This is a genomic window from Xenorhabdus sp. XBWT, assembly GCF_059072735.1.
This window is the reverse complement of sequence record NZ_CM180990.1, coordinates 2,175,330-2,202,121: the sequence shown is the minus strand read 5'-3', so window position 1 is coordinate 2,202,121 and position 26,792 is coordinate 2,175,330. Positions and strand designations below refer to the sequence as shown.

22 protein-coding genes and 2 pseudogenes are annotated in these 26,792 nt (G+C 39.8%); 13 read left to right on the top strand and 11 right to left on the bottom strand.

Annotation, left to right across the window (positions count from 1 at the left end; translation table 11 throughout):
• Positions 1 to 232 precede the first annotated feature (232 nt).
• The 5 genes from AC5JQI_RS09855 to AC5JQI_RS09835 all read right to left on the bottom strand — a co-directional run bounded on the left by AC5JQI_RS09855 (position 233) and on the right by AC5JQI_RS09835 (position 10,043).
• A complete protein-coding gene (locus AC5JQI_RS09855) occupies positions 233 to 1,726 on the bottom strand; it encodes a trypsin-like serine peptidase (RefSeq protein ID WP_493912014.1) in 1,494 nt (497 codons plus the stop codon).
• 166 nt (positions 1,727 to 1,892) lie between these two features.
• Positions 1,893 to 4,967, bottom strand: coding sequence for an autotransporter domain-containing protein (locus AC5JQI_RS09850; RefSeq protein WP_493912013.1), 3,075 nt, complete (start codon positions 4,965 to 4,967; stop codon positions 1,893 to 1,895).
• A gap of 789 nt (positions 4,968 to 5,756) precedes the next feature.
• On the bottom strand, positions 5,757 to 6,917 hold the full coding sequence (locus AC5JQI_RS09845; protein WP_493912012.1) for an iron-containing alcohol dehydrogenase: 1,161 nt from the start codon (positions 6,915 to 6,917) through the stop codon (positions 5,757 to 5,759).
• A gap of 563 nt (positions 6,918 to 7,480) precedes the next feature.
• Positions 7,481 to 9,487 carry a TonB-dependent copper receptor gene (locus tag AC5JQI_RS09840; RefSeq protein WP_493912011.1) on the bottom strand — a complete coding sequence of 669 codons (2,007 nt, stop codon included), beginning with the start codon at positions 9,485 to 9,487 and terminating at the stop codon, positions 7,481 to 7,483.
• Positions 9,488 to 9,608: 121 nt separating this feature from the next.
• Positions 9,609 to 10,043, bottom strand: coding sequence for a DUF2946 domain-containing protein (locus tag AC5JQI_RS09835; protein ID WP_493912010.1), 435 nt, complete (start codon positions 10,041 to 10,043; stop codon positions 9,609 to 9,611).
• 235 nt (positions 10,044 to 10,278) lie between these two features.
• On the opposite strand from AC5JQI_RS09835, the gene aptA reads away from it, so the two are divergent.
• From aptA to AC5JQI_RS09795, 8 genes are all read left to right on the top strand, one after another.
• Positions 10,279 to 11,610: an omega-aminotransferase AptA gene (gene aptA, locus AC5JQI_RS09830; protein ID WP_493912009.1), complete on the top strand. Its 1,332-nt coding sequence runs from the start codon at positions 10,279 to 10,281 to the stop codon at positions 11,608 to 11,610.
• A gap of 15 nt (positions 11,611 to 11,625) precedes the next feature.
• Entirely contained in the window at positions 11,626 to 13,122 is a 1,497-nt protein-coding gene (locus AC5JQI_RS09825) for a CoA-acylating methylmalonate-semialdehyde dehydrogenase (RefSeq protein ID WP_493912008.1), read from the top strand.
• Positions 13,123 to 13,441: 319 nt separating this feature from the next.
• Positions 13,442 to 14,548 carry an alkene reductase gene (locus AC5JQI_RS09820; protein WP_493912007.1) on the top strand — a complete coding sequence of 369 codons (1,107 nt, stop codon included), beginning with the start codon at positions 13,442 to 13,444 and terminating at the stop codon, positions 14,546 to 14,548.
• 57 nt (positions 14,549 to 14,605) lie between these two features.
• A complete protein-coding gene (locus tag AC5JQI_RS09815; protein WP_493912006.1) occupies positions 14,606 to 15,790 on the top strand; it encodes a DmpA family aminopeptidase in 1,185 nt (394 codons plus the stop codon).
• A 328-nt stretch (positions 15,791 to 16,118) separates the two neighbouring features.
• Positions 16,119 to 16,571: a dioxygenase family protein gene (locus tag AC5JQI_RS09810; protein ID WP_493912005.1), complete on the top strand. Its 453-nt coding sequence runs from the start codon at positions 16,119 to 16,121 to the stop codon at positions 16,569 to 16,571.
• A gap of 152 nt (positions 16,572 to 16,723) precedes the next feature.
• Positions 16,724 to 16,942, top strand: coding sequence for a hypothetical protein (locus AC5JQI_RS09805; RefSeq protein ID WP_493912004.1), 219 nt, complete (start codon positions 16,724 to 16,726; stop codon positions 16,940 to 16,942).
• Between the two features lie 245 nt (positions 16,943 to 17,187).
• A complete protein-coding gene (locus AC5JQI_RS09800; RefSeq protein WP_493912003.1) occupies positions 17,188 to 17,643 on the top strand; it encodes a YaiI/YqxD family protein in 456 nt (151 codons plus the stop codon).
• Between the two features lie 737 nt (positions 17,644 to 18,380).
• Entirely contained in the window at positions 18,381 to 19,040 is a 660-nt protein-coding gene (locus tag AC5JQI_RS09795) for a 50S ribosomal protein L11 methyltransferase (protein ID WP_493912002.1), read from the top strand.
• Between the two features lie 123 nt (positions 19,041 to 19,163).
• Here the strand turns inward: AC5JQI_RS09795 and trxA are convergent, their stop codons facing one another.
• Complete coding sequence (gene trxA / locus AC5JQI_RS09790; RefSeq protein WP_237386766.1) at positions 19,164 to 19,493, bottom strand: thioredoxin; 330 nt, start codon at positions 19,491 to 19,493, stop codon at positions 19,164 to 19,166.
• A 493-nt stretch (positions 19,494 to 19,986) separates the two neighbouring features.
• On the opposite strand from trxA, the gene ydfG reads away from it, so the two are divergent.
• The 3 genes from ydfG (at position 19,987) to AC5JQI_RS09775 (ending at position 21,565) form a co-directional block, all read left to right on the top strand.
• Positions 19,987 to 20,736 carry a bifunctional NADP-dependent 3-hydroxy acid dehydrogenase/3-hydroxypropionate dehydrogenase YdfG gene (ydfG, locus tag AC5JQI_RS09785; RefSeq protein ID WP_237386765.1) on the top strand — a complete coding sequence of 250 codons (750 nt, stop codon included), beginning with the start codon at positions 19,987 to 19,989 and terminating at the stop codon, positions 20,734 to 20,736.
• A gap of 136 nt (positions 20,737 to 20,872) precedes the next feature.
• Positions 20,873 to 21,232 (top strand): DUF1283 family protein, encoded by a 360-nt coding sequence (locus AC5JQI_RS09780; protein WP_493912001.1) that lies wholly within the window; start codon positions 20,873 to 20,875, stop codon positions 21,230 to 21,232.
• A gap of 36 nt (positions 21,233 to 21,268) precedes the next feature.
• On the top strand, positions 21,269 to 21,565 hold the full coding sequence (locus AC5JQI_RS09775) for a DUF1161 domain-containing protein (RefSeq protein ID WP_493912000.1): 297 nt from the start codon (positions 21,269 to 21,271) through the stop codon (positions 21,563 to 21,565).
• Positions 21,566 to 21,643: 78 nt separating this feature from the next.
• Here the strand turns inward: AC5JQI_RS09775 and bioD are convergent, their stop codons facing one another.
• From bioD to AC5JQI_RS09760, 3 genes and pseudogenes are all read right to left on the bottom strand, one after another.
• Entirely contained in the window at positions 21,644 to 22,306 is a 663-nt protein-coding gene (gene bioD, locus AC5JQI_RS09770; protein WP_493911999.1) for a dethiobiotin synthase, read from the bottom strand.
• A 196-nt stretch (positions 22,307 to 22,502) separates the two neighbouring features.
• Positions 22,503 to 22,682, bottom strand: a pseudogene (locus AC5JQI_RS09765) (sugar metabolism global transcriptional regulator Mlc); the annotation flags it as partial.
• 28 nt (positions 22,683 to 22,710) lie between these two features.
• A pseudogene (locus AC5JQI_RS09760) lies at positions 22,711 to 22,986 on the bottom strand (LysR substrate-binding domain-containing protein); the annotation flags it as partial.
• Positions 22,987 to 22,999: 13 nt separating this feature from the next.
• Here AC5JQI_RS09760 and AC5JQI_RS09755 point away from each other — a divergent pair.
• Entirely contained in the window at positions 23,000 to 23,263 is a 264-nt protein-coding gene (locus AC5JQI_RS09755; RefSeq protein ID WP_493911998.1) for a hypothetical protein, read from the top strand.
• A gap of 97 nt (positions 23,264 to 23,360) precedes the next feature.
• On the opposite strand, the gene AC5JQI_RS09750 is transcribed toward AC5JQI_RS09755, so the two are convergent.
• Positions 23,361 to 23,993, bottom strand: a complete 633-nt coding sequence (locus tag AC5JQI_RS09750) for a helix-turn-helix domain-containing protein (protein ID WP_493911997.1) — start codon at positions 23,991 to 23,993, stop codon at positions 23,361 to 23,363.
• Between the two features lie 286 nt (positions 23,994 to 24,279).
• Between AC5JQI_RS09750 and tus the strand changes: the two genes are divergently transcribed.
• Positions 24,280 to 25,206, top strand: a complete 927-nt coding sequence (tus, locus tag AC5JQI_RS09745; protein ID WP_493911996.1) for a DNA replication terminus site-binding protein — start codon at positions 24,280 to 24,282, stop codon at positions 25,204 to 25,206.
• A 77-nt stretch (positions 25,207 to 25,283) separates the two neighbouring features.
• Here tus and fumC read toward each other — a convergent pair whose 3' ends face one another.
• Entirely contained in the window at positions 25,284 to 26,678 is a 1,395-nt protein-coding gene (gene fumC, locus AC5JQI_RS09740; RefSeq protein WP_237386759.1) for a class II fumarate hydratase, read from the bottom strand.
• Between the last annotated feature and the right edge of the window lie 114 nt (positions 26,679 to 26,792).

The window sequence follows — 26,792 nt, the reverse complement described above, 5'->3', positions numbered from 1 at the left end:
TGAAAACCAGATAAAGTGGTATCTGGATGTGATATTGCCGCCCCAATGTTAGATATTGCAAAATCAAAACCCACCAGCTCACAAATGATGTATTCTGGCAAGGAAATATTTATGATGAACGGGTGTAGGAAATGATATTTATCGTCAGAAAAATTTAGAAGAAATTCACTGTCAATAAAAGCTGGCAGTGAATTTCTTGAATCAACTATCGAGGTAATTGTCTTAGTAGCAGTTATTCAATATCAAGTGAGTTAATCGGGCCGATATTTTTGGCCTGATCTTCGCCATATGCACAAATACGCCATGGGGATTCAGCTTTATCCAGAATAATAAACGGTCTCCATGGGAAAGAATAACCTTCTTTGTCTTCACAGTTTGTTTTTGCTTTTGGGCCATATTTCACCTTGAAGCCCGCAAGTTCATATCGAGATACCTGAACAGTGACCATCCATTGATCTCCAACATCCTGCTTGGTTATAGTTGGTTTAATTGTCGGAGGAGTATTATCAATTTCTCGCAGCATGACTGAAGCATCTTTTGTATTCTGCCATTGACCATCATTATTCTGATGAATAACACAGAGTTTATAGATTCCGTCTTTCTCTGGAACAAGCATATTTTCCAGAGGTTCCTGACTGGAAGGAACAGAAGCGCCATATCCCGCAGCATCCGAACAGTCCACACCACTGATTAAGCCAGTTTTATATCGGATATTTTTAACGTTAGCATCTTCCTTAATAGCGACATTCCATTTTGCTTTTTCACCAGTGGACGGATCTACAGTTTGAGAGACAAAAGGAGAGAAAAATGGACTTCTTTCCAAAACATCACCGCTATTATTCTGGAGCTTAGACAAATCAAGTTTGTTATCCTTTGTCAACGCATTGGCTATAGTATCTACAGGAATAAAATAACTGTAGTTTTCTTCTGGAACACCCTTATTGTTTTCAACAATACAAGGCCTGCCAAATCCACAACCTGTCATTCCTGGTGTTGTTGTTGTATTAAGAACACCGATGACATCTATTTTATCTTTTTCAAAAACAGGAGAACCAGATGTTCCACCGGCTACACCTGCGCAGTTCACAGAAAAGACTGGAGACCAAATCCATGGAGATGAGCCTTCATACAATAATGGGGATTTACCCGTAATATCACACTCAGATTTTCTGAGATAAGCGTAATTATAGTCAACGTTATCGACAGGAATATGAGTTAATACAATGGGCTGATTTTTCATATTAAGGTTTTTTTTCAACTTCATGGGTTGATAGCCTTTTTTAGCTAAATCACCATAAGTTGTATCCAATTGTAAGACCGCGATATCTTCATATTTCATCGTTGAATATAAAATTCGGCTGACTTTTATTGGTGAAAAATCGTCCTTTTTATCAATGAAATAATCTGGTGTATATCGCCAATACTCCGGTGCCGGCTGATCAACAATCACGTTGTTTGTATCCACATTGCTATCTACACAATGACCGGCGGTCAATATCAATGCAGGTGTATCCTTACTCGGTGTATTTTCACCAGAGATCAGAGTCGCGGTACAGTGGGATGAACCATTGAATTTACCGACCGTTCTGTACTTTTCAGCGCCGGGATCAGTCGACTTCATCAGTGGTGCAGCATTACTATCTGCATTTGCTGTTGAAATCGGTAGGGCAGTTGTACCTGCTGAAGCTGACAATAAACTGATTAATATAATTTTATGATAAGTCATATTTATTCTCCTTTACATGTATTGATGACCTGAATAAATTATGATCTTTAATCATTGATCAGTTCTAGCGAAGTGGTTTGTATGAAAGTTGATACAAATGCCCTAATAAAAAACTCACTGCCAGCCGTTGCCAACAGTGAGTTTTTTATTAAACAACAGATTATGATTAGAACTTCCAAGCCGCGTTCAAGAACACTCCGTTATCTTTGTTACTGCCTGACAATACACCGCTATATCCCAATGACAGTCTCGTGTTTTCATTGAGACCCAATTCTGTACCAGCTTTGATGACAGCGGCATCACGTTCTGGAGAAACACTGTTAATGGTGAACGTTGAATCGCTATTACTGAAACTTAATTTAGTACCGCGATCTACGCTCCCGAACTGGTGTTGCCAGCCTAATTCACCATACAGGCCGACTGTTATTTCATTTTCCGTCTTCCATTTTTGGTCAGCACGTAAACCTAATGTTGAGAAGGTTGCGTTTTTCGATTGTTTATTACCGTGTAGCGCAGCCGCACCACCGTGCTCATTAATGCTATTGTTGCGGAAGTTAACATATGACAAGTTGGCAAATGGTTCTAAGTTCAGCCAGGATGTGTTAATGCCATAAGCCGCTTCAGTAAACAATTGCCCGGTTTGTGCACCATATTTAGCTTTCAGGTTATCGGATTGGCGACCAAAATCTACCGAACGTTCTGTGTCAAAACGATGCCAGCTATAGGCAGCACCAGCACGCAATGCCAGAGCATCAATCTGTTTGCTGCCGTATAGACCCAAATGGAAATTATCACTGCGTGCTGAAGTACTATAACCCCCTTTCAGCGAAGAACGGGTATAGCCGGTGGCAACACCTAACCGCCAGTCATTACCCAATTCTTTATCCGCACCCAATAACACGCCGTAATTGGACACACGGTAACCGTTGACGTCACTGTTCCCATTAGCACGTTGCCAGTTACCTATTATTTGCACCCAAGCACCATTTTTATCTGCTTTGATATCCTGACCAGCAATTTCACCATCAGCCTGACGCAAACGGGTATTTAATGTATCACGCAAATAGCGGCTACTATTGACCTGAGCTATAGCGATATCATCATGGATCTGCCCAGAAGATAGTTGTTGGAATGCTTGGCTAGCCTGTGCTTCCGTGTCAGACATTAAAATACTTTCATAAACCGGATGACCAAGACTTAGTTTATCGGCTGCATGAGCCACAGCACGTTCATTAGTTGTCGTACCTAAACTGGCGAATGTGGTGGAATTACGTTTAATATCCAACATCACTCGGTCAGGTTGATAACTCAGTTCTGTACCAACAAATAAATAATTTGGTACTACAGTCGTAAACTTACCATTGATACCACGGTTTGCTTGCAGGATGTTGTATTGCTGACCAAGCAAACTGCGAACTTCTGGTTTTGACAACAGGTTTCTTTTGTTTTCCAGTCTGACTTGCACTTCGCCGCCGTTCAGGGTCGCTAAGCCATTACTGAGAATGCGATCGCTCTGCCCCTGACTATTTGGTGCAACTTCTACCAAATAACGTGAACCAGTATGGAAGGTAACATCACGATTGACGTTCATTGTACCGCTTGAACTCATTGTACCGTATGAATATAAATCACCAGGTGCAATATTGGCACCAGTGTCAGCTACGATAGAACCAACCGTACCGCTTCCGCCTAAAGTTGCTCCATCGTGAACGGTAACATCTGAGGTAATGGAACCGCTAACCTGTAACAGACCTTTTTCCACCAACGTTCGGCCTTTATAGGTGCTATTTTTACCCGCAAGATCCAAAATACCCTTACCGGTTTTCGTCAATCCTCCGTGACCGCTGATATCATTGCTCCAGATGTCATAAACACATTCAATGCTGTCGCATACCCGTTCGACCGTGGTTCCTTCCTCAAGCATACCGCCTAATCCCGGAATATTGGCGATAAACTGAGTTTCAGTATAGGAGCCTGGAATGTAATATTTGGGGGAAATGTCTTTCTCAGTAATGAACATCTTAGGTCCATCAATCGCTTCTTTCAGGTTCAACATTCCCCAACCATACAGATCGTCCAAGCCTGGTTCACCCAAATCTGTCGCTGTTGTTTTCAGAACATCAGAGATTTGTCCTGCGGTCATATACGGAAATCGTTGCATCAAGACAGCCGCCGCACCAACTACATGGGGCGATGCCATTGATGTACCTGTATAAGCCGCATAGGTAGGATCAATCTCCAACTCACCATTATTTAAAGCATGCTCGTTAATATAGCTTCCATTTTTCGAAACAAAATCACCTGTACTGCTGTAAATCTTAGTCCCTGGTGCGGACAAACAGTAACTGGCAGTATATCCACAGCTTGTTGAAGAGACGTTAATCTTATTCTCTCGGGCCAGGTTGGCAACACTGAGGTAATTTTTCAATGCATCAGGGAAAAAGTAGGGAGTACCTGCATGCATCCAGGTCACGTTATAGTTATTTGCATTTCCTGCTGCAAAAACAACTAATTTTCCATGACGTGCTGCACGCAATAAACCTGCACTTCTGGTTATGTAGTCATCAAGTTCTGGTATTGGAGAACGACTTAACCGATCCAATTCATCTTTAATAGGTGTGACATAATTGATCACATCTTGCAGAGTGACTTTGTAGTAGTCAATCGTGCCATCGGGTCTCCGTTTGGGGTTACCATTTTGATCAACATAATAGTTCGGGCGAACCCCCCAACTGTTATTGATGACACGTGCATTACTCTGGATCATGGCTTCTGTACGGTTATAATCGTTTTGCAAATATTTTCCAGTAATCAAACCTGCATCAAATGCCACACCGTGCATTTCCTTGCCATCCCGGTTTGCCGCAATAATTCCTGAGACATGATTGCCATGGGCACCGAAACTGATAACATCGGTATAGGGATTCTCGTCATAATTCCAAGGATCTTCTGGACTCAGGATTTTCAATTTATTTGCAAATTCAGGGTGATTAGTAACAGCTTCATCTAATACACCAACATTAACGCCTTTCCCTGTATAACCGCGTGCATAAGCATAATGGGCACCAATTGCAGCTAGTCCCCATTGATGATTAAATTCCTCTGATAACCAACTATCAGGTAAATTTTTCTTACCCTGTTCCTGATATTCGGTCGCAGCCATTGATGCCCCGGCAGGTAATAATCCAAAAAATAATGTCACCCACAAAAATATCGGTCGTGCCGAGTTGTTTTTTTTCATAATAGAGATTCCATTTTTTATAAAGTGGCGGCTTTCAATTCGCTTTCTGGCACATTGCTCTTTGAAAAGTCCTTATTAATAAAACCGGTGATATAAACTGAAAAAATCAGAGCAGGTTATTTTCACCCCATATGATCAGACTACTAGCGGGATGATTTCGGCATAATATTCTCCACCTGCAATGTGCTATAGCATAATAATTATAACTAAAATGCAATAATTCGAATTAACTAATTTATAACATTTTGGTAACAAAAATAAAGAAGACACCAACAGATGACGATATCTATATAGACTGTTAAATTAGATATTTTGCGTTTTTTAGATTAAAAATGTTGCTAAGATGTGATTTTTCTAATGAAAAAATATATTCAAAGATGTTTGCTAAGGAAATGGTTTTTTAGGAAAATCATATCGGAAATATTAGTGAATCCATTCACTAATTCATTATTTTTTATATTTAAAAAATATTATTATTCGTAGTGTGGTATTAATTTTTTTGGAAGAGTGGTGGAGGTAAACAATTTAATAAGTAATAAAAAACAAAACATAAATCTAGAGAAATATTATTTTATTTACTGAAAATATTACACCGGAATAAAGTACTTCATAGGGCATCAAGAAATGATTAGATCATTTACAGAATCAAATATGGACACTTTTCTGTCTAAAACTACAGTTTGAAAGAAGACAGGTATATGTTGTCAGCGAGGTAGTGGAAGAAAGAACCGGATGCCGGGAATAAAAGCGATGCAACATCCGGTCAATAACCACTAATAGCACTCAAACTCAGCCATTCCACAATTGTTTATAAATGGCGACCATCTCAGCGATGGTGGGAACCTTCGGGTTATTGCCTGGTGAACCGGATGCTTCCGCTTGTTTTGCCATTGTTTCTACAACAGCAAAAAAGTGTTTTTTATCCATGCCAAATTGCGCGGGTGTCGGCACGGAAAGCGCTGCATTTAAGTCATCCAATGTGGTCAGTAGTTTTTCACAGGCGGTGTCATCATTATCTGTTAATTTTGCAAAAGTCAGCGCACGCGCGCATTCGGCATAGCGTGTTTTAGCAGACTCTAAAGAGAAACGGGTGACAGCGGGAAGTAACATGGCATTAGATAATCCATGTGGAACGTGGAAGAACGCCCCGACAGGACGGCTCATGCCATGCACCAGTGCAACAGATGCATTGGAAAATGCAATACCCGCAAGGGTTGAACCGAGCATCATCGCTTCACGGGCGGCCTTATTACTGCCATCGTGGTATACCTTGCGCAAATTGGGACCGATAAGTTTCATGGCGGCAATGGCTTGGCTGTCTGAGTAGGGATTGGCTTTTCGGCTGACATAAGCTTCAATGGCGTGAGTCATCGCATCAATGCCCGTGTCTGCCGTCGTCCTGGCCGGAACACTGAGCGTCAGTTCATAGTCAATGATAGCGGCAACCGGCATGAATCCTGCGCCAGCGCAAAGCAGTTTTTCGTCCGTTTTTTCATCGGTAATAATGGTGAAGCGAGTGCATTCTGACCCCGTTCCCGCAGTAGTCGGAATGGCAATGATCGGAAGCCCCTGTTCATTAACTTGACGAGGGAAACGGTAATCGTTGATTGTGCCCCCCAATTTACCCATTACCGCAATTGCTTTTGCACTGTCAATCGGGCTGCCGCCCCCGAGTGCAATAACAGCATCAAATAAACCGCCTTTTACCTTTTCAATCCCGGCTTGAATCGAGACCGCAGTGGGTTCAGGTACTGTGTCAGCATAAACTTCATTTTCAATGCCCAGATCTTGCAAGATAGATTGTAATTTGTCCAGATAACCTAATTGAATCATCATATTGTCTGTCACGATCAGCGGTTTTTTACTGCCAATATTTTGTAGAATTTGTGGCAGACGGGCGATAGATCCACCACCTACTTCCATAATGCGGGGCAACACGACAGTAGACATATGTAGCTCCTTAGTTAAATGAAATGTGCGTTTATCAGAACGAACCGAATAATGAACCGAGAATAATTGCGATAAGGCTTAACCAACCATAACTTGCAGCAAGCATTTCTTGGTTTGATTTCTTTTCAATCATTTCGTTTAAAAGTAAATCTGATTTTGTTTTGTTATTGAACAAAAGTGCCAGAAAATCGATATGCTGTATAAAAATACAGTATTCAGAGATTATATAAGGAATAAAAAATAGTGTCATCGCATGTAGATGAACTATTTTGAAATCAGGCCTACACCCTGACGGAAAATTAAATGGTCTGGCAAGAAACAAATATGGTTATTTTTAAAACCCGTCATGCGTAATTCGCAAAGAGGATAAACACCATTAATTCCACTCGATACACTGACTAACAATGCGGGTTTATGACCCAATTCTGAGTTAGGCTGAAAAAGTATCTTTTTTAAAATCTAATTTTAAATTCTCGCATTGAAATATCTTATTTTAAAAATAGTTAAAAAAACTCTCCCTGATATAAGTCAGGGAGAGCCAGATCTAAGAAGAGAAAAAATGATTAGAATTTAACGTTAAACCGAGCCCAATAAGTACGACCTGGTTCGTTTACTTGGGTATCAGCGGGATAACCAAAACCCTGACTTCCCGCTAAGTTCAGGTGTTCGCTGTATATTTTATTAAAAATATTGTCAATGCCCGCGCTGATTTGAATATCCTTGGTTACCTTATAGGCCGCATTTGCAGACAGAATAGCGAATCCTTTACTGCTGTCAAAATCCTTGCCTACCACGTTGCCTTCATTGATTGCCACTCGATGTTGGCTGTTAACCAGACGCAACAACCCGCTGCTAGTCCAGTCACCATAATCCCAAGTCAGGCCGAATCGGGCTTCCAAAGGAGGAGTCTGCGGTAATGGGCGGCTATTAGTGGTATTTTGCGCCCAGGAATAAGCCAGACTTGCATCTGTTTTCCAATGATCGTTCAGCTTATAAGCAACCCCCATTTCGCCGCCCATGATAGTAGCATCAATATTATGAGCAGGAATATTCTGTGTAGGAACATGACTATAGCGGAACAGGATAAAGTCATTGACCTTACCTACATAAGCCGATACCCAACCTTTCAGGTGTTGGTCGTCATATTGTGCCCCAATATCCAACTGAGTGGTTTTCTCAGATTTGATGTCAGTCACAGCATTTTTACCTGCTTTACCCGAAAACATTTCCCAATAATCAGGGAAACGTTCGGTGTAACCAAGACCAGCATAGAACATCATAGGGACATTTTTCAGGTTATGTTCAAACCGGATAAAACCCGCAGGCAGGGTGTCTTTGCGTTCTTGCTGAGTTTCATATTTATATACTGTCGCACGATCCAAACGCGCACCGCCGATGACTTTACTTTGTTCAGTCGCATCCCAAGTTAACTCACCGAAAATACCATAATCACGGAAACGGGCATTTTTCTTCCAGCCATTTCGTTTAGATTCATCCATACTATGATCTGTATTGTTTCGATGGATATTAGTTTGCATATCTACACCGCTTTGCAACTTAAAATCTTCCCAAATCCATGTCCCCATCATGCGCCCGCCCATCGTCAGACGATCTGGCTCTGAAACCATTTTGTTTTTCGATTGGCGCATGGAATAGTTATCCATCATGTGGTCGGCGTAGTTGTAATAAAAATTGGTTTCAAATTTGTCAAATACCTCACTGATATTGGACTTTTCAAAACGCACACCAAAACTTTCACGCTTAAACTTGGAACCATCCATGCCACGAGTGGCATAACGTGCTTTACCATCACCTTGCCCGGCACTTAACTCCAGTAAAGTATCTGTATCAGGTGTCCAGCCTAACGCAATATCAGCATTCCATTTATCCCAACGAGAGGGAACACGATTACCATCACCATCTTTATAATCATTAGAACGGGACTTATTACCGATCAGACGGATATAACCCAATTCATTACCAAGACTTATATCTGCATTACCGTCCCAGCGTCCATTAGAACCGACCACTGTACTGACATTTCCCTGAGCACCAAGCTTTTCGAACTGGGGGCGAGTACGTTCAAAACGGATGGTTCCTGCTGAGTTACCAGATCCCCAAAGTACGGTTTGTGGGCCTTTAACCAAACTCAGGACATCATAACTTTCAGGTGAAATATAAGAACTGGGTGCATCCATGCGTCCACCGCAAGCTCCCAGTATTTCACCGTCATCAATCAGCATCCGTAAACGGGAACCAAACATGCCACGGAATACGGGATCGCCATTAGTACCGCCATTACGAATTTGGGAAAATCCGGGAATGGTTTTCAGGTAATCAGAACCATCACTGGCAGGTATTGGCTGACGGGGAGTTTTTAGCGAAGAGGCCACATTAAGTGGTGAAATCGCAGGTGCAGCCACAGTTATCACGTCATTATTGATAGCCTGTGTTTCTTTTGTCTCTTTAGTGTGTTCCACATTAGCAGCCCAACCAGTGGTTGGTATAGCAAGTGCAATAGCCAAAGCGGCTGTCAGAGGAGATAAGCGGAACAATTGTGTAGTAGACATAAAAAGCATATTCCTTAATTAACAACAAATTCTGTTTCTGTAATTTGTCTGAAATAATAACTAATTGTCTTACAAGCAAAGTAAGGCAAGAAAAATAAAATGCGTTATTCCAGGTAAACGATTAATTAAGGGGTGGGGCGCGAGGTTGAGATTCGCCGTAAAACAGCCGAATTATTGGACCCAAGAAACGTGGTGTTGGTGGGGCGCGGGAAATAGTCAGTGTCAGCAATATAAAAGGAACAAAACTCCCTGCCAATAATGGCAGGTTAATCAGAAGCTGGCAGTAACCACAGGCGATATCGTCCATCAATCCCATATGAACGTGATCAACACCATGGTGATTCATGGAATGTGATGACGAAGATGTTTGATGATGGTTGTTGTTGCTATGTTGCATGTCAGGTATAGACATGCAATGGTTCATCTCGCTTTTTGTTCCATCACGGTCACACTCCAGGCTTTTTGATACCACTGGTGCAATGAACAACATCAAAATCGCTAGTAGGGCGATAATAGCTGGAGTTCGATGTTGTGACAGACGAAAAAGCGCTAACAAGCTAATGATCCAGATCAATTTCCACAATAATTAATCTTACTGTATTTCAGGTGAGGTTGTTAAACCATTTTTAGAAAGCGGTGTGTTAGTGTGATCTGGCTGAGTTGCTTGACTAAAGTTGGTTAGTTTCATTTACGTAAGTAAACTCATAACTAGTGATTCGATAATTGAGATTTAACTTGAATGCAGTTTCATTGCAAACTCTTTGCTACAACCTTGTGCGAGGAATTAAAAAATGTCAGAGAGAAATTCTTTTCAATCATTGAATTTTAAAGCGCATTGGATGCCATTTAGTGCTAATCGTCATTTTCAAAAAGATCCACGTATCATTGTCTCCGCTGAAGGAAACTGGCTGGTTGATGATCAAGGTCGGCGCATTTATGACAGCCTGTCCAGCCTATGGACGTGCGGAGCAGGGCATTCACGTACCGAAATTAATCAGGCTATTTCCAAGCAATTGGGTACATTGGACTATTCCCCGGGTTTTCAATATGCACATCCGTTGTCATTTAAACTGGCAGATAAAATTGCCAGCCTGATGCCTGATGATTTAAATCACGTATTTTTTACCAACTCTGGTTCAGAAGCTGCCGATACTGCGGTGAAAATAGCCCGCGCTTACTGGCGCATTCAAGGACAACCTGCAAAAACTAAATTTATTGGTCGCGTCAGTGGCTATCATGGTGTCAATATCGCCGGAACCAGTCTTGGTGGTATTGGTGGTAATCGTAAAATGTTTGGTCAGTTTATGGATGTGGATCATCTGTCACATACATTACAACCCAATATGGCCTTTACTAAAGGTATACCGGCTACTGGTGGTCGTGAGCTTGCCGACGAGTTGCTAAAACTGATTGAATTGCATGATGCCAGTAACATTGCCGCAGTTATCGTTGAACCCGTTGCGGGTTCTGCCGGTGCGATTGTCCCGCCACAAGGCTATTTGCAGCGCCTGCGGGAAATATGTACACAACACAACATATTACTGATTTTTGACGAAGTGATTACCGGTTTCGGGCGCTTGGGGCATTGGAGCGCGGCTGAAATGTTCGGCGTAACACCGGACATTCTCAATTTCGCCAAACAAGTTACCAATGGCGTCATTCCGCTTGGTGGTGTTGTTACCTCCAGCAAAATCTACGATACCTTTATGTTACAACCGCTGCCTGAACATATGATTGAGTTCAGCCACGGTTATACTTATTCAGCCCATCCAGTTTCCTGTGCTGCGGGATTGGCAACATTGGAGCTATTGGAAAAAGAAAATCTAGTGCAACAGTCTGCTGACTTGGTTCCTCATTTCGAACAAGCATTACATGAACTTCAGCATTCCCCAAACGTAATAGATATTCGAAATTGTGGGCTGGTGGGTGCAATTCAGATGGCACCACGGGATGGCGATTTGTCTATCCGGGCTTTTGAAGCAGGTATTGCGTTATGGAAAGCGGGTTTTTATGTGCGTTTTAGTGGAGATACATTGCAATTTGGCCCCATGTTCAATGCCAAAATGGATGATCTTGATCGTTTGTTCAATGCTGTGGGTAATGTTTTACATCAAATTAAATAAAGGGAATGAAGAAGTATGAAAACAATTACACATTTAATTAATGGTGAAACAATTACAGCTGACTGTAGAACAGCCGCCGTATTTAATCCCTCCACAGGGAATGTGATACGCCAGGTTGAAATGGCAAATGCAAAAACTGTACAACACGCGATTGCTGCGGCAAAAGCTGCACTTCCGGCTTGGCGTAACACTCCTCCGGCAAAACGTACCCAAATATTGTTTCGCTTTAAACAATTACTTGAACAACACGAAGAACAGATAATTACGCTGATCAGCGAAGAACATGGAAAAACGTTGGAAGATTCAGCCGGAGAACTAAAAAGGGGCATTGAAAATGTCGATTTTGCCACCGCCGCACCGGAATTACTGAAAGGTGAATTCAATCGCAATGTTGGGCCTGAAATTGATTCATGGAGCGATTTTCACGCAGTGGGTGTTGTAGCTGGAATAACGCCATTTAACTTCCCTGCAATGGTGCCTTTATGGATGTATCCGCTGGCCATTGCTTGTGGCAATACTTTTATCCTTAAACCCTCTGAGCGCACGCCCAGTTCCGCATTATATATCGCAGAACTATTCCATCAGGCCGGATTGCCAAAAGGTGTACTGAATGTTGTCAATGGAGATAAAGAAGCCGTTGATTGTTTAATTGAATCTCCTGATGTAAAGGCACTGAGTTTTGTCGGCTCAACACCAACAGCAGATTATATTTACAGTGAAGGAACACGACGCGGTAAACGAGTTCAGGCACTTGGTGGAGCAAAAAACCATGCTGTACTAATGCCTGATGCAGATTTGAACAATGCTGCCAGCGCACTTATGGGGGCGGCGTACGGTTCGTGTGGTGAGCGATGTATGGCTATTTCTGTTGCTGTATGTGTCGGCGATCAAGTTGCAGATGACTTGATTAAGAAATTAATACCTCAAATTCAGGCTCTCAAAATCGGTGCGGGAACAGAACAAGGTCTGGATATGGGACCACTAGTGACCAAAGTTCATTTGGAAAATGTGTCTGACTATGTCACGGGCGGTGTTAAAGCAGGAGCTAAATTGATTGTTGATGGTAGAAATTTATCAGTCGATGGTCACGAAAATGGTTTCTTTATTGGTGGTTGTCTGTTTGACCATGTCACACCAGATATGCGCATTTACCAAGAGGAAATTTTCGGGCCAGTATTATGTATAGTGAGAGTATCCAGCCTGGAAGAAGCGATAGCGCTGATTAATGCTCACGAATATGGCAATGGAACTTGTGTCTTTACTAATGACGGTGAAATTGCCCGATTGTTTGCCAATGAAATTGAAGTAGGTATGGTGGGAATCAACGTTCCATTGCCTGTGCCTGTCGCTTATCACAGCTTTGGCGGTTGGAAGCGCTCATTGTTCGGTGATCTGTACGCTTATGGCCCGGATGGTGTACGTTTTTATACACGTCGTAAAACTATTACCCAGCGTTGGATTAAACGTGACACTCATGGAACTGCCCAATTCGCCTTCCCAAGCAATCACTGATTTTTATTAACTTATTAAATGAGCGGTAAAACTACCGCTCATATTTATCAGTCAAAACATTCAAAAAATCACCGTTGATAATCACTATATTGTCTTCAATAGTAAAGATCTGCCAATTAAGTGCCCACCACAGACTCACAGTATTTGATAAAAATTTATTGGTGAAGTTATGTCTACATACAATAGAAGAAACTATCATTTTAACCCAAGCAGATTATTTATTAAACAAATCATAGACGGTTGGTCAGTTTTTAACTATGGTAAGCATATTTCTAGATTTTTTGTAGACGACAAGTTAACTGTTAAAAAAGGAAATTTTATGACCGACAATAGTATTCGTACTAAACTTTTCTCACCTACAAGATTAGGAGAAATTGAACTTGCCAACCGTATTGTCATGGCACCTTTGACACGCAGTCGCGTGAATCAAGAAGGCGTTCCCAATGAACTTAATGTGACATATTATGTTCAGCGAGCAAGTGCCGGTTTAATCATTTCAGAAGCTACTAACATCTCAGCACAGGGACGCGGTTATGCCATGACTCCCGGCATCTGGACAAAAGAACAGGTGGCTGGATGGAAAAAAGTTACGGATGCTGTTCATGATGCTGGTGGAAAAATTGTTATTCAATTGTGGCATGTTGGTCGATGTTCACATGTTACCCTTCAACCTAATCAAGAAGCCCCCGTTGCACCATCAGCAGTCAAAGCAGATTGTAACGTTTACACCTATGATGGCCCTCAAGAAGCTTCAATGCCACGCGCATTAAAAACTGATGAGATTTCTAAGATTATCGAACAATATAAGCATGCGGCTGAATGCGCCAAGCGGGCAGGATTTGATGGTATTGAAATTCATTCAGCCAATAACTATCTTCTTGAGCAATTCTTGCGAGATTCGACTAATCACCGCACTGATCAATATGGTGGTTCTATTGAAAATCGTGCTCGTCTGGTTTTAGAAATTGTTGAAACTGTAACCCGTGTTTGGAGTAGTGGACAAATTGGCATTAGACTTTCACCTGTCTCAACAAAAGTCGGTAACACACCGCTTGATAGCAATGTGATGGCAACTTATGGCTATCTGATTCAGCAGCTAAATAAATTCAGACTAGCGTATCTTCACTTTGTTGAAGGAACGACAGGGCAAGATCGTACAGTTCCTGAGAATGTTGATCTAGATGCATTGAGATCTCTGTTTGACGGGGCTTATATCGGTAATAACAACTATGATCTTGAAATGGCAATTTCCCGTCATACAGAAGGTAAAGTTGACGCAGTTGCATTCGGCCGTCCATTTATTTCCAATCCCGATTTAGTCGAGCGTCTACGCTATGATATTGAACTGGCTGATGTTACTAATGATGCCTATTACGGTAATGGGGCAAAGGGTTATATTGACTGGCCAAAAGCGAATTCACTTTGAATCTTCATGTTTTAAATCCTAAACCTCCATTTTGATTTGGTATAAAAGAAGATACTTATGCGAAACATGAAGATATTAAATATTATCATTCTATCTATAATGACAATGATAACTTCAAATTCTTTGGCAGATGAAATTAGAGCAAGAAATTTAGGCATTCCTTTCTCTGGCGTAACGGGGAAAAATAATGCAATTACAGATGTTGGTGGGGTAAAAGTAGGTTACTCAACCATAATCAAAGACGATGGAAAGTTAAAAATCGGAAAAGGCTCAATAAGAACAGGTGTCACAGCTATATTACCGAGAGGAAAGAAATTCAGTCCTGTATTTTCCAGTATATTTTCTTTAAATGGAAATGGAGATATGACGGGTAGTCAATGGGTTGACGAAAGTGGCTTCTTGGAAACGCCAATATTAATAACTAATACCCATAGTGTTGGCGTTGTCAGAGACTCAACAATTAGCTGGATGATTGATAATAATCTGACTTCACCACTAAAAGATGATTTGTTTTGGTTATTGCCTGTGGTTACAGAAACATGGGATGGAATATTAAATGATATAAATGGTATGCATGTAAAAAAAGAACATGTATATCATGCGTTGAATAGTGCTAAATCAGGTGCAATAGAAGAAGGTAATGTGGGTGGTGGAACGGGCATGAACCTTTTTAATTTTAAAGGAGGTACAGGTACTTCATCACGAATTTTAGACAAAAAAGATGGGGGGTACACTGTCGGTGTTCTTGTCCAAGGCAATTTTGGCGATAGGGATGATTTGATCATCGCAGGCATTCCGGTTGGTAAAAAAATAAAGGACTTCCATTCTATATATCATGGAGATAAGAAAAAAATAAAGGATGCAGGATCGATAATCGTTGTGGTTGCCACAGATGCACCATTAGCGCCTCATCAACTGGATAAAATAGCAAAAAGGGTATCTCTCGGGCTTTCAAGGGTAGGGGGGGTTGCCAGAAATACTAGCGGTGAGATATTTATTGCTTTTTCAACCGCAAATGATGATGCTTTCTCCCGAAAAGATATAAGCACCATAAAAATATTGCCAAATGACAAACTAGACCCTTTGTATGAAGCAACAATAAATGCAACAGAAGAAGCAATCATTAATGCTATGTTCGCAGCTAAAAAAATGGTTGGAAGAAATGGTAATACTTCGTTCCCTATCCCTAAAGAGAAAGTCAAGGAACTATTAAAAGAACATAATATACTTTTGGATAATTAGTTAAGGTCGGACTTTTTCACTTTACTACCCGACTTCAGAGCTTGCCAGCGGATCAAAATCTTACAGGTTCAGTAAATTAATTTGGTTCCCCAAAATGGAATTGACAGCCAACTATATATGGCGTCAGGTTATAGGTGAAAAACTGGCGAGCTTGGTTTATTGTCTTCTTATTACCTCTTTATGAATATTGATTGGTACACGTTTGGATACCCGTGTCATATTTCAAACGCTAGCCACTACACTTATCTGAATCCGCACATTAAACTATAGCTTACCTGTTTACTATACAACAAATGATATTATTCAATGGCATATAAGGAGCCACGTTATGAAGAATGGAAGAAGACTTTTTCTGAAACAGGCGAGTGTTACTGGTGCAGCATTTTCATTATTACCTCTGATGTCAGCAGGAGCTATCGCTTCTTCACAGGGTCAACCAAAGAAAGGAGATGGTATTGATATAGGCGTTTGCGAGATGACTCCAGAGGAAATGTCTGGTCCATATTTTATAAATAACAAATTGCTTAGAAGGAATATAACAGAGGATGAACCCGGGATACCTCTTTTATTGACAATGAAAATAATTGACTCTGTAACTTGTAAACCTTTAGATGATATCTTTATTGATATATGGCATTGTAATGCAATGGGTAAATACTCAGGTTGGAAATACATAAATCCAGATCTAGAAGCTCCATCTGATAATATAGGGTCGATTTCAAGAACTGATGAAAGTACATTTCTCCGTGGGGCACAAAGGACAGACAAAGAAGGTATATAGTCAGATTCACTACAATCTTCCCTGGATTTTATGCTGGAAGAGCTATACATATCCATTTATCAGCAAGGAATGCGAATGTACAAAACAGACAGGAAGATAAATTCTATTTTGTAGGCCAGCTCTATTTCCCTGAGGGTATATCTGAAGAAGTAATGACTAATGATATGTATTCTCCAAGAGATATTAATAGGCTAAAAAATGAAAACGATTCTATTTTTTCTGGAGTTAAAAATAGGGCTGCAATTTTGACAATAGGAAAAATAGGTGATAATCCATTGGATGGATTACATGGAAAGATAGTGTTATCTATTAATAAAGATCATGTATCCAAGAAAATAGTCCCTAAAGACTTGGCTAAACACACTGTATAAGTGAGTCTGATTTAGAAAAAACACTCCATAACCGGAGTTTAAAGTTCAGACCGGATCTGACAGATACCGATGTATCTGTCGGATTAAACCTAGCCTAAACGTCGGAGACTATTCTGTTTGAGTCATGCCGACATTCCAAATCCGTTAGACATGAATAATTAGCATGCCACAACAGTTTCATTATCTTGAAAATCGTGGGAATATCTTAGATATTACTAAAAATTTGAAACTAGGAGGAATCTGTTATGCCTATATGGGTAGATGCTGATGCATGTCCTAAGGTTATAAAAGAAGTATTATATCGTGCAGCGGAACGTGAAAAAGTACGAGTTACATTCGTGGCAAATCAACGATTAAGTATACCTGCGTCCGCTTTTTTACGTACGTTACAAGTCCCAGCCGGGTTTGATGTCGCTGACAATGAAATTGTTCGTCACTCAGAAATCGGTGATTTAGTGATTACAGCAGATATCCCTCTTGCTGCTGAAGTGATCGAAAAAGGTGCAATAGCACTCAATCCGCGCGGGGAACGTTATAGTGAAGCGACAATACGTGAACGTCTGACTATGCGTGATTTTATGGATACGATGCGAGCGAGTGGAGTTCAAACCGGAGGGCCTGCTGCTTTAAACCAACGCGATCGCCAACGGTTCGCAAATGAACTAGATAAATGGTTATTGCAACAAAAAAATGTATCTTGAAAGAAAATGCAACTATTCTGTGAGTAAAAAAACATAATTTTTAATTAAAAGGATGACAGTTTCGGCCTCTTATATTTGTAGTGGTCATCAATAAATTTGACCATTATTTCCGTTTGCGGTCGAACGCTACGAAGACGAAAAAGCGGCTACTAACTATAAATACTACGATGCAAAGTGCATTGTAAGTTAAGTCTTCAATTGAATGAATGGAACCGAAAAGAACAGGTAACATCATTATATCATCAGACTGAATCAATGTGTGTTGGGACTTATGCCAATAAAGTTATTATCTATTCTCATTAATTTAACATAATATACATTATGCGAACCAACGTAGCTTTTAAAAAAGTACTGAGGTTTGTCCTGACCACAGTTAGTAAAAATATGCATACATTCAACTTCACCTTTCGATTTCATTTTTATTAACACAGAATCGCCTGAGGAATAGTAATTAAATGTCCATCAAAAAAAACTCCCGTAACAAAATCTGTAATAGCGTAAATTAACAGCATGTTGATAGACTTGGTGGCAACAATATTCAGAGATTGAAAGAAATTTTCAGCATTATTCCCACTATCTGAAATGAAACTGTTTTGACCTTTGCAGATTTTTATCGAGCCTTTATTCTAATGATGAAATAAACATCAATTTTTGTATGGTTGAGTACGTTAAATAAAAAACACTCGACTATCTCTATTTTTAATAATTGAGAATAATCCTAACAAAAGGAGTTTGCCATGAATAAAAATAGCAAAAATTATGTAAAATGGTGGTTGGAAAAGGAAAGATTAAGAACTAATAATGGAATTCCTGTAAAAATAACACTGGCAGGAATTAAATTATCTGTTATTCCTCAAGCATTCCTTCCATCCCCATTACAAACGTATTCTACGCCATTACTCATAAAAAACATTATACATCATGATATTACGGGGAAAAAAATTCTTGATATAGGAACTGGCAGTGGTGTTCTTGCCATTTATTCTGCCCTTAATGGTGCATCTTTGATAACAGCAACAGATATCGATGACCATATATTATACCATGCTAAAAATAATGCTTATCTGAATAAAATTACTGATATTCATTTTATAAATAGTAATCTCTTTGAGTCTGTCGAAGGTAAATATGATTACATATTTGCTAATGGACCAATTTCTCCTGAATCTTGGTCAGAAAAAAGCCTTTCAGGGCATACTATATCAAGTTATGGAGAAACCCTTTTTAGCCAATATCGTAATTATCTGACAGATGAAGGGATAATGTTTATGACATTCGCAGAATTTGGCCCAATAGAGGTATTCTACAAAACACTTCAAAAGTATTCCGTTATGCACAAAGAAAAAAGAGAGAAAAAGTTTGGGGTATGGTGGAGCTTTCATGAAATAAAAAAATAAACTCGATACAACCTCCAACAAAAAGCCGGCTATGTTCCGATGTCTTGAATGTTCTATCAAGAATCAGTGGTTGTACTCACTAATTCAATACAACCACTTTCACTTTATACAACCTTAACAAATTTAAGAATCCAATACTTTTGAAAGCATCTCTTTAAACTGAGAAAGTGAAGCTACACCAACCAATGCATCAACGGGCTTGCCATTTTTGAATACAACAGTGGTTGGGATACTACGAATCCCATAACGTGCAGCAATGGAAGGTGCTTCATCAATATCCACCTCTCCGAACGTTGCACTTTTGCCCATATCTTCGGATAGTTTCTCAAATATTGGAGCAACCATACGACATGGGCCACACCAAGGTGCCCAAAACCGGACAACAGAAATTTCTGTGTTTGAGGTCACTACATCATCAAAATTATTTTCAAACAGTTCAATTAGATTACTCATTATTTCTCCACATAATGTCATTTATGCCTAAAAATCCTTTTAGTTCAGTATGATAAATCAGTCATAGAGTTTATCCGTCTAGACTGGTGTTATCTCAAACGAACTTTATTCAATTATTCTATTGAATATCAGGATAATATCAACCATTGATCGTTCGAATTTTTCACTCTTTCCGCGAAAATTTTTTAGTTATTATTGAGAAACTATATTTTAAAGACTGAAGAAAAGCACTGGGTTTACACTACCTGCTTTTGACAGAGTTGAAACAAAATATCAGCCCCCTATTCCGTCAAATATATTGTTAGTTGATTTATTTAAGGAATCATCAAGAAAAATGACTTTTGGTTACGTAAAAAATTGGTCAAAATGTGGTAAAAATCGTTTCCCCTCGCATCATGAGGAGTAAGGAAGTGATCTACAATTCTGGTATGTTATTTATTTTTTAAATAATTCCCCAGCCATACAATTAATCATCACAGATAAGAGTCTAATTATGATTGTTTTTGTTACAGGAGCAACTTCCGGTTTTGGTGAAGCTATCGCTAAAAAATTTATCAAACATGGTTCCATAGTTATTGCTACAGGACGTCGTAAGGATAGATTAGATGCGTTGAAAAAAGAGTTAGGAGAAAACTTCCACCCCATCCAGCTTGATGTAAGAGATCGTACCGCTATTGAGCAAGTAGCTCAGCAATTACCCGACTCGCTGCGTAGTATAGATGTTCTTGTGAATAATGCAGGGCTTGCACTAGGGTTAGAACCAGCTCATCAAACTAACCCGGATGATTGGGATACAATGATTGACACTAATACCAAAGGACTGGTGAATATGACACGTGTCCTGCTGCCTGATATGGTACAAGCTAATCACGGACATATTATTAATATTAGTTCCACCGCAGCGAGCTGGCCTTATGCCGGTGGCAACGTATACGGTGCTACCAAAGCTTTCGTCAAACAATTTAGTCTAGGATTGCGAGCTGATTTACAAGGGAAGAATATTCGAGTTACTGATATTGAACCTGGGCTTGTTAGCGGAACAGAATTTTCTCATGTTCGCTTTAAAGGTGATGGGGGAAAGGTTAATAAAACTTACGAAGGAGTTGATGCTCTCACTGCCGATGATATTGCAGAAGCAGTATTTTGGGTTGCGAACCTCCCTTCTCGTGTCAATATTAATACATTAGAAATGATGCCAGTTTGTCAGTCATTTGCAGGTTTAAGTGTACATAGGAACCAATAGTTATTTTTACAAATTGTCAGCTTTTTTATCTAACTTGAAAACTAGGTAGTCCGTTAATCTTTTTTAGTAGTTTCAATAAATGCCCTAGTCTTATAATAATCTATTTAGTAAATAGCTCCATGAAAGAGGTTTAAACATGCGCATTCATAGTTCTTTGATTGTTAAAAGCATTTCCGCTATTGCATTAATGTTATCGCTATTTTGGCAATCATCGGCATTTTCTGCGTCCTGTACATCAGATAGTACTTGCGTGATTATCAATGGGGGTGAGACTTCGTTGAATAAAGAAAAGGCTCGTCAAAGTAAAGAAGAATGGAATGAACAAAAAGGATTGCGTCAAAAAATAGGCAACAGGAAAGAGAAAGAATTTGATAAGTATGACGCAGAAGTTGATAATCGTGACGACTGTTTAAAAAGCGCCAATATTAACGCTTATTGGGAACCAAATACAAAACGTTGTCTGGATATCAATACAGGTCGTCCGATCAAACTTTGATAGACTCAACACCAACATCAATATAAGGAGATGAGGGTGAAAAAGATCCTACTGACTGGTGCTTTGTTTTTTGTACTTTCTCCTCTTACAGTGCAAGCTTCACAGAAAACGACATGTGAAAGTCTGAAAGAGGAAATTACGCAAAAAATCATTAAAAATGGTGTTTCCGAAACGAATTTTAGGCTTGATGTCGTTCCTAAAGACGATACTGTAGCAAACGGTGGAAAAGTTGTTGGTCACTGTGATCTCGGCGAGCAAAAAATAGTTTATATCCGTCTTTCCCACACAGATGTATCCAGTGCCACTACCGACAAAAAGAAAGATCAGATGTAACTTTCTTATCGAGATCAGTTCAGTGTGAACATAAAAATAAAAAAGGGAGCAAGTAATGCTCCCTTTTTTATTTACTTATCAAAGCCCGCTAATAACAGAAACATCTAAATAACAGGATAAATCACGTTCTTCTGGCCTGAAAAGATAAGGAATTTCCCCCAACTGCGGGGCTGGCATGTGACAACGTAACCTATCCAGTATTTTAGCATAGTGAGCTAATCCAGGATTAATGCGATTAGCAATCCAGCCAATTAAAGGTACATTATCATTAATAATTGACTGAACAGTCAGAATAGCATGATTGACACATCCAGCTTGAATTCCCACAACTAAAATAACTGGAATTTTTTCTTGTACAACCCAATCAGAATAAAACGTCTCATCGTCTAGTAACATACGCCAACCACCGTTACCTTCGATGATCACGCGATCAGCTTTGTCCCCTAAATTTTTCAGGCCCTTTGTCATTTGAATAAAATCAGCCCGATTTTTTTCTCCGTAATTGCTTTCCCAGATAACAGGATTGATCTCTTCATAATCTACTTGAACCGATGAAGATTTATGTATGACTAAGGCATCATGATTACGTATTCCCTCCGGTGTTTCTTGTTTTTCTGTCGCAATGGGTTTATACCCAACTGCGGTGGCTCCTTCACGATTAAAAACTTGCAGTAATGCGCGGGTAACAACTGTTTTACCGATGTTGGTATCCGTGCCTGTAACAAATAAGCGCGTTAACATAAATTCATTTTTCCGTTTTCCGTAATAATAGTACAGATAGATCGGTTACTCTTTTAACGAGCAAGTTTAGAGTGTAGGAGATGTGTTTGAGATAGGGATTGCGTTAGCTCAATGTTTTTCCTGTTATACGCGTTATCTATTATCTTTATCCTCGCATGAGTTCAGTTAACAACTCACCGTCGTATAGCGATTGTTTAATCAAGCCAATAGCAGGACGACCACGAAAACCTAATTCGGAAAATTCGGTTTCTTTCATTAAGTGGGCATCAATCAGTTCCCGAGTGATTTTCGTGATGCTGGCCGGTGCCAACTGCGCTCTTTTGGAAAGTGCGATACGTGAGATAGGACTATATTGATCAATTAACCGATAAACCAAATATCACTTTTTTTATTAAAAATTTTTATCAGCCATGTCTGAAATCAAGAACGTTTGAAATTAAGAGATTGGTTAGTCTATCTGCCGCAGTACTATTGTTACGATTTTTATGTTTGACCAACCAGACTTCAGAATAAGCAATATTATTTGCTAAAGGCAGATATTGGACACCATCCAGTTTCATTCGGGTAAATGATTCAGTGATAATACTTACCCCCAATCCTGCTGCAACTAATCCAAGTATTGTCATTGCTTCCCCCGCCTCTTGTGAAATCTTCGGGGTTACTCCCACATTCGCCAGTAAAATCTGGACTGTAATGCTTGGAATGATGATACTAACGACAGGCTTCTTCGCTGCTCATGCTGTTGCTAGTGGATGGGTTGGACAAAGAACCAAGCGTGCCAGAGCACAAGCATCATCGCTTTATCTATTCGGTTATTATGCAGGATCAAGCATTGCAGGGACATTAGGTGGCATATTTTGGTTCCATTTTGGTTGGAACGGTGTCGCCGCATTTATTTCATTATTAATGATAGTCGCTCTTTCTTTGAGCTTAAAACTTAATCAATTGGATAGATGATAAAATAAAATTGCCGGCATTCATTTAATACCGGCAATTTTTAAACGAGACACTTTAAATAGCCTTATTTGTTTATGTTTCTTTTCCGCCCTAACCTTCAATAATAAGACTGGCTAGGTAATGCAATAATCTTTGTTAAATATCCCTCAATAATTTCTATATTCCCTTCCTTCTTCAATGAGAGCAATATTCTTTGTATACAACTTCGAGAAAGTGTACATCGTTTTTCTATATACTTGATGGCGGAGATATTTTCCCGAAATTCGTCAGGTAGATCCATCAAACGAGATAATAGACTATATACAATTTCTTTGTTGTCATGGCGGTAGATACTGATATCTCTGGCATAAAGAAAGGAGATCTTATACGAAATTATTCTCATCCATTCCCTATAAAGATCATGCTTCTTTATGGCATTTAACGCACTAATCCTAGGAATTTGGTGTACTTTACAATTTGGCCCTAGTTCAAGTGAGTAGTAGATTTCAGAACCAGAATAGAAAGACAAGCCAATGATGTGAGGCGAAAAAAAAGTAGCAATGATTAGATCGTCATTTATTCTATGCATATTGACGTATCCTTGCTCCAATAAAAAAAACTTAGCGAATTCATCTTCGATTCTGATTAATAATCCTTGTGTCGGTAAATCAGACGTAATTAACTCTGAATATGGTAATAATGTATCGATAACCTTTTTAAACGAATTCACAGGCTTGAGTAATTTTTTCATATTTAACAACCTTAGATCCTTACTCATTCCACTTGGAAAAATAAATAGTATTGCATCAATACTTAGAATGAAGCACCAATACCCCTATTAATGAATAAAATACCTCCTGTTAAATTTTTATCACAACATAGAAATACTATGCAATAAATGCTTTTTATCTCCTACTTATGATTGAATTTTTTGTTTGATTTTATTGCTGATGTTTGAGAAAGTTGTTTTTGAATTAATAGTATGTTGTAACTAAGTGCATTCAAAAAGCTATGATGTGTAACCGTAGAGAATAATTATGAATAAATACCTTTCAATAGAATCGCTTACAGCTTGCTTCAAAAGACAAGAAGAAAAGTTATCTGAACTGATTGGACTGTTAATTGACTATCCACTTATTGATGCCCGGGTATTTGAATTACCTCAAATCGAAAAAGGTGAAGAACATGAGCAAATAACTGAAATTCAAGTTAACCCACTGAAGGGTAATGAAGCCCTCAACTTAGGATTACGCTTCTATCAGAAGCTATTCATACACCATAACAATCCCAATATCAGTAGCAAAGCCGCAAGCCGGCTTCCAGGAGCGCTATGTTTTTCTGTAAGCCACCAGCAGTACAAAAAAGCGGTGAATGTAATCAATGAAGTGAATCAATTTAAAGCTGAACTAGAAAATATTGTTACCAAAGAATCCGGTATCAGTAAAGAACAGAGATTTGAATTTGTTCATGATCATTTAAGAGGGTTAATTACTCTGAATGCTTATCGCACCATTACTCCCCTATTAAACCCTGATTCCATCAATTTTGGTTGGGCCAATAAAAATATTATTAATAAAGTTACTAAGCAACAAATTCTGGAACGGTTGGAGAAAAGTCATAACGCAGGACGGGCAGTCCCTCCCTACTCCAGTGAACAATGGGCTGCATTAGTCGAATTAGAAATTACAGATATCAAAAAACTCCCGGATGATGCAGTACTGAAAATCAAACGGCCAGTGAAAGTTCAACCCATTACCCGAGTGTGGTATTCAGAGTTACAGAAACAAGTTCAATATGCATGCCCTCTTCCCGTTATTGTTTTCTATACAGAAGATAGTGAGATCAAACCGAAAATCGGTGCATTACCTGACTATAATGCCAATACCATAAAACATAGATACAAGCCTAAAGCAAAACCACTTGAACTTATTATTCCTCGTCTACATCTCTACAGAGAAATCTAAGATCTAAAAAGGCCGGAACTATAATCAGCTCCGGCCTTTTTAGTTAGTGACGTAGATAGGTCATTCAGTAGCAAGCATTATTTCATGCTACCTACCATTTCCTCTGGGCGAACCCACTCATCAAACTCAGCTTCAGTCAAATACCCTAACTGCATCGCTGACTGTTTCAAAGTCAGACCTTCTTTATGGGCTTTCTTGGCAATTTCAGCCGCTTTATCGTAGCCGATATGAGTATTCAGTGCAGTTACCAGCATCAGTGATTCATTCAACAATTGAGTGATACGGCTATGATTAGGCTCAATACCAACAGCACAATGCTCATTGAAACTACGCATACCATCCGCCAGCAGACGAACAGATTGCAGGAAGTTATCAATCACCATTGGTCGGAACACGTTCAGTTCAAAATTACCAGATGCCCCGCCAATATTGATAGCAACGTCGTTACCCATAACCTGAGCACACAACATTGTCAGTGCTTCACACTGAGTTGGATTGACTTTACCTGGCATAATGGAACTGCCAGGCTCATTTTCTGGAATGGAAATTTCACCAATACCACAACGAGGGCCAGAAGCCAGCCAACGAACGTCGTTAGCAATTTTCATCAACGATGCCGATAAACCTTTTAGTGCGCCATGTGAGTGAACCAGTGCATCACAAGTTGCCAACGCCTCAAATTTATTAGGAGAAGTTACGAAAGGCTGACCGGATAACTCTGCAATTTTCTTTGCAACACGGACAGCATATTCAGGATGAGTATTCAGGCCCGTTCCTACCGCTGTACCACCCAGAGCCAATTCACATACATGAGGAATACTGTCTTCAATGTGTTTCAGGTTATGTGTCAACATGGCCGCCCAACCAGAAACCTCCTGACCTAAAGTCAGAGGAGTAGCATCTTGTAAGTGAGTACGGCCAATTTTTACGATGTTTTTGAACGCTTCCGCTTTATCTGACAACGTTTTTTGTAATACTTTTAACTCCGGCAACAGATGTTCGCGTAACGCAACAACAGCCGCGACATGCATTGCGGTTGGGAAAACGTCATTGGAACTTTGACTTTTGTTGACATCATCATTAGGGTGAATCAAACGTTCGTTGCCCCTTTGACCGCCAAGGATCTCACTACCACGGTTCGCCAACACTTCATTCATGTTCATGTTGCTTTGAGTTCCCGAACCGGTCTGCCAAATAGCAAGAGGGAATTCTGTTGGGTGTTTACCTTCCAACACCTCTTTCGCCGCAGCGATAATTGCGTCACCACGTTCTTTAGGTAGGAGGCCCAAATCCATGTTAACGCTGGCTGCTGCTTGTTTAGTCAATGCAAGAGCATCAATCAGCGCAACAGGCATTTTTTCCTGAGAAATGCGGAAATGCTCCAGTGAGCGCTGGGTTTGCGCTCCCCATAATTGGTCAGCAGGTACTTCGATAGGTCCCATTGAGTCTTTTTCAATGCGAGTGGCTGCCATTACTATCTCCTTAGCACACAGAATAATTGAATACGCCGGAACAAAATTTGCAGATAAATTAGTCGGCATCTCATTATAATGCCATAAACTTATTATCGATAATGCGACCTAATC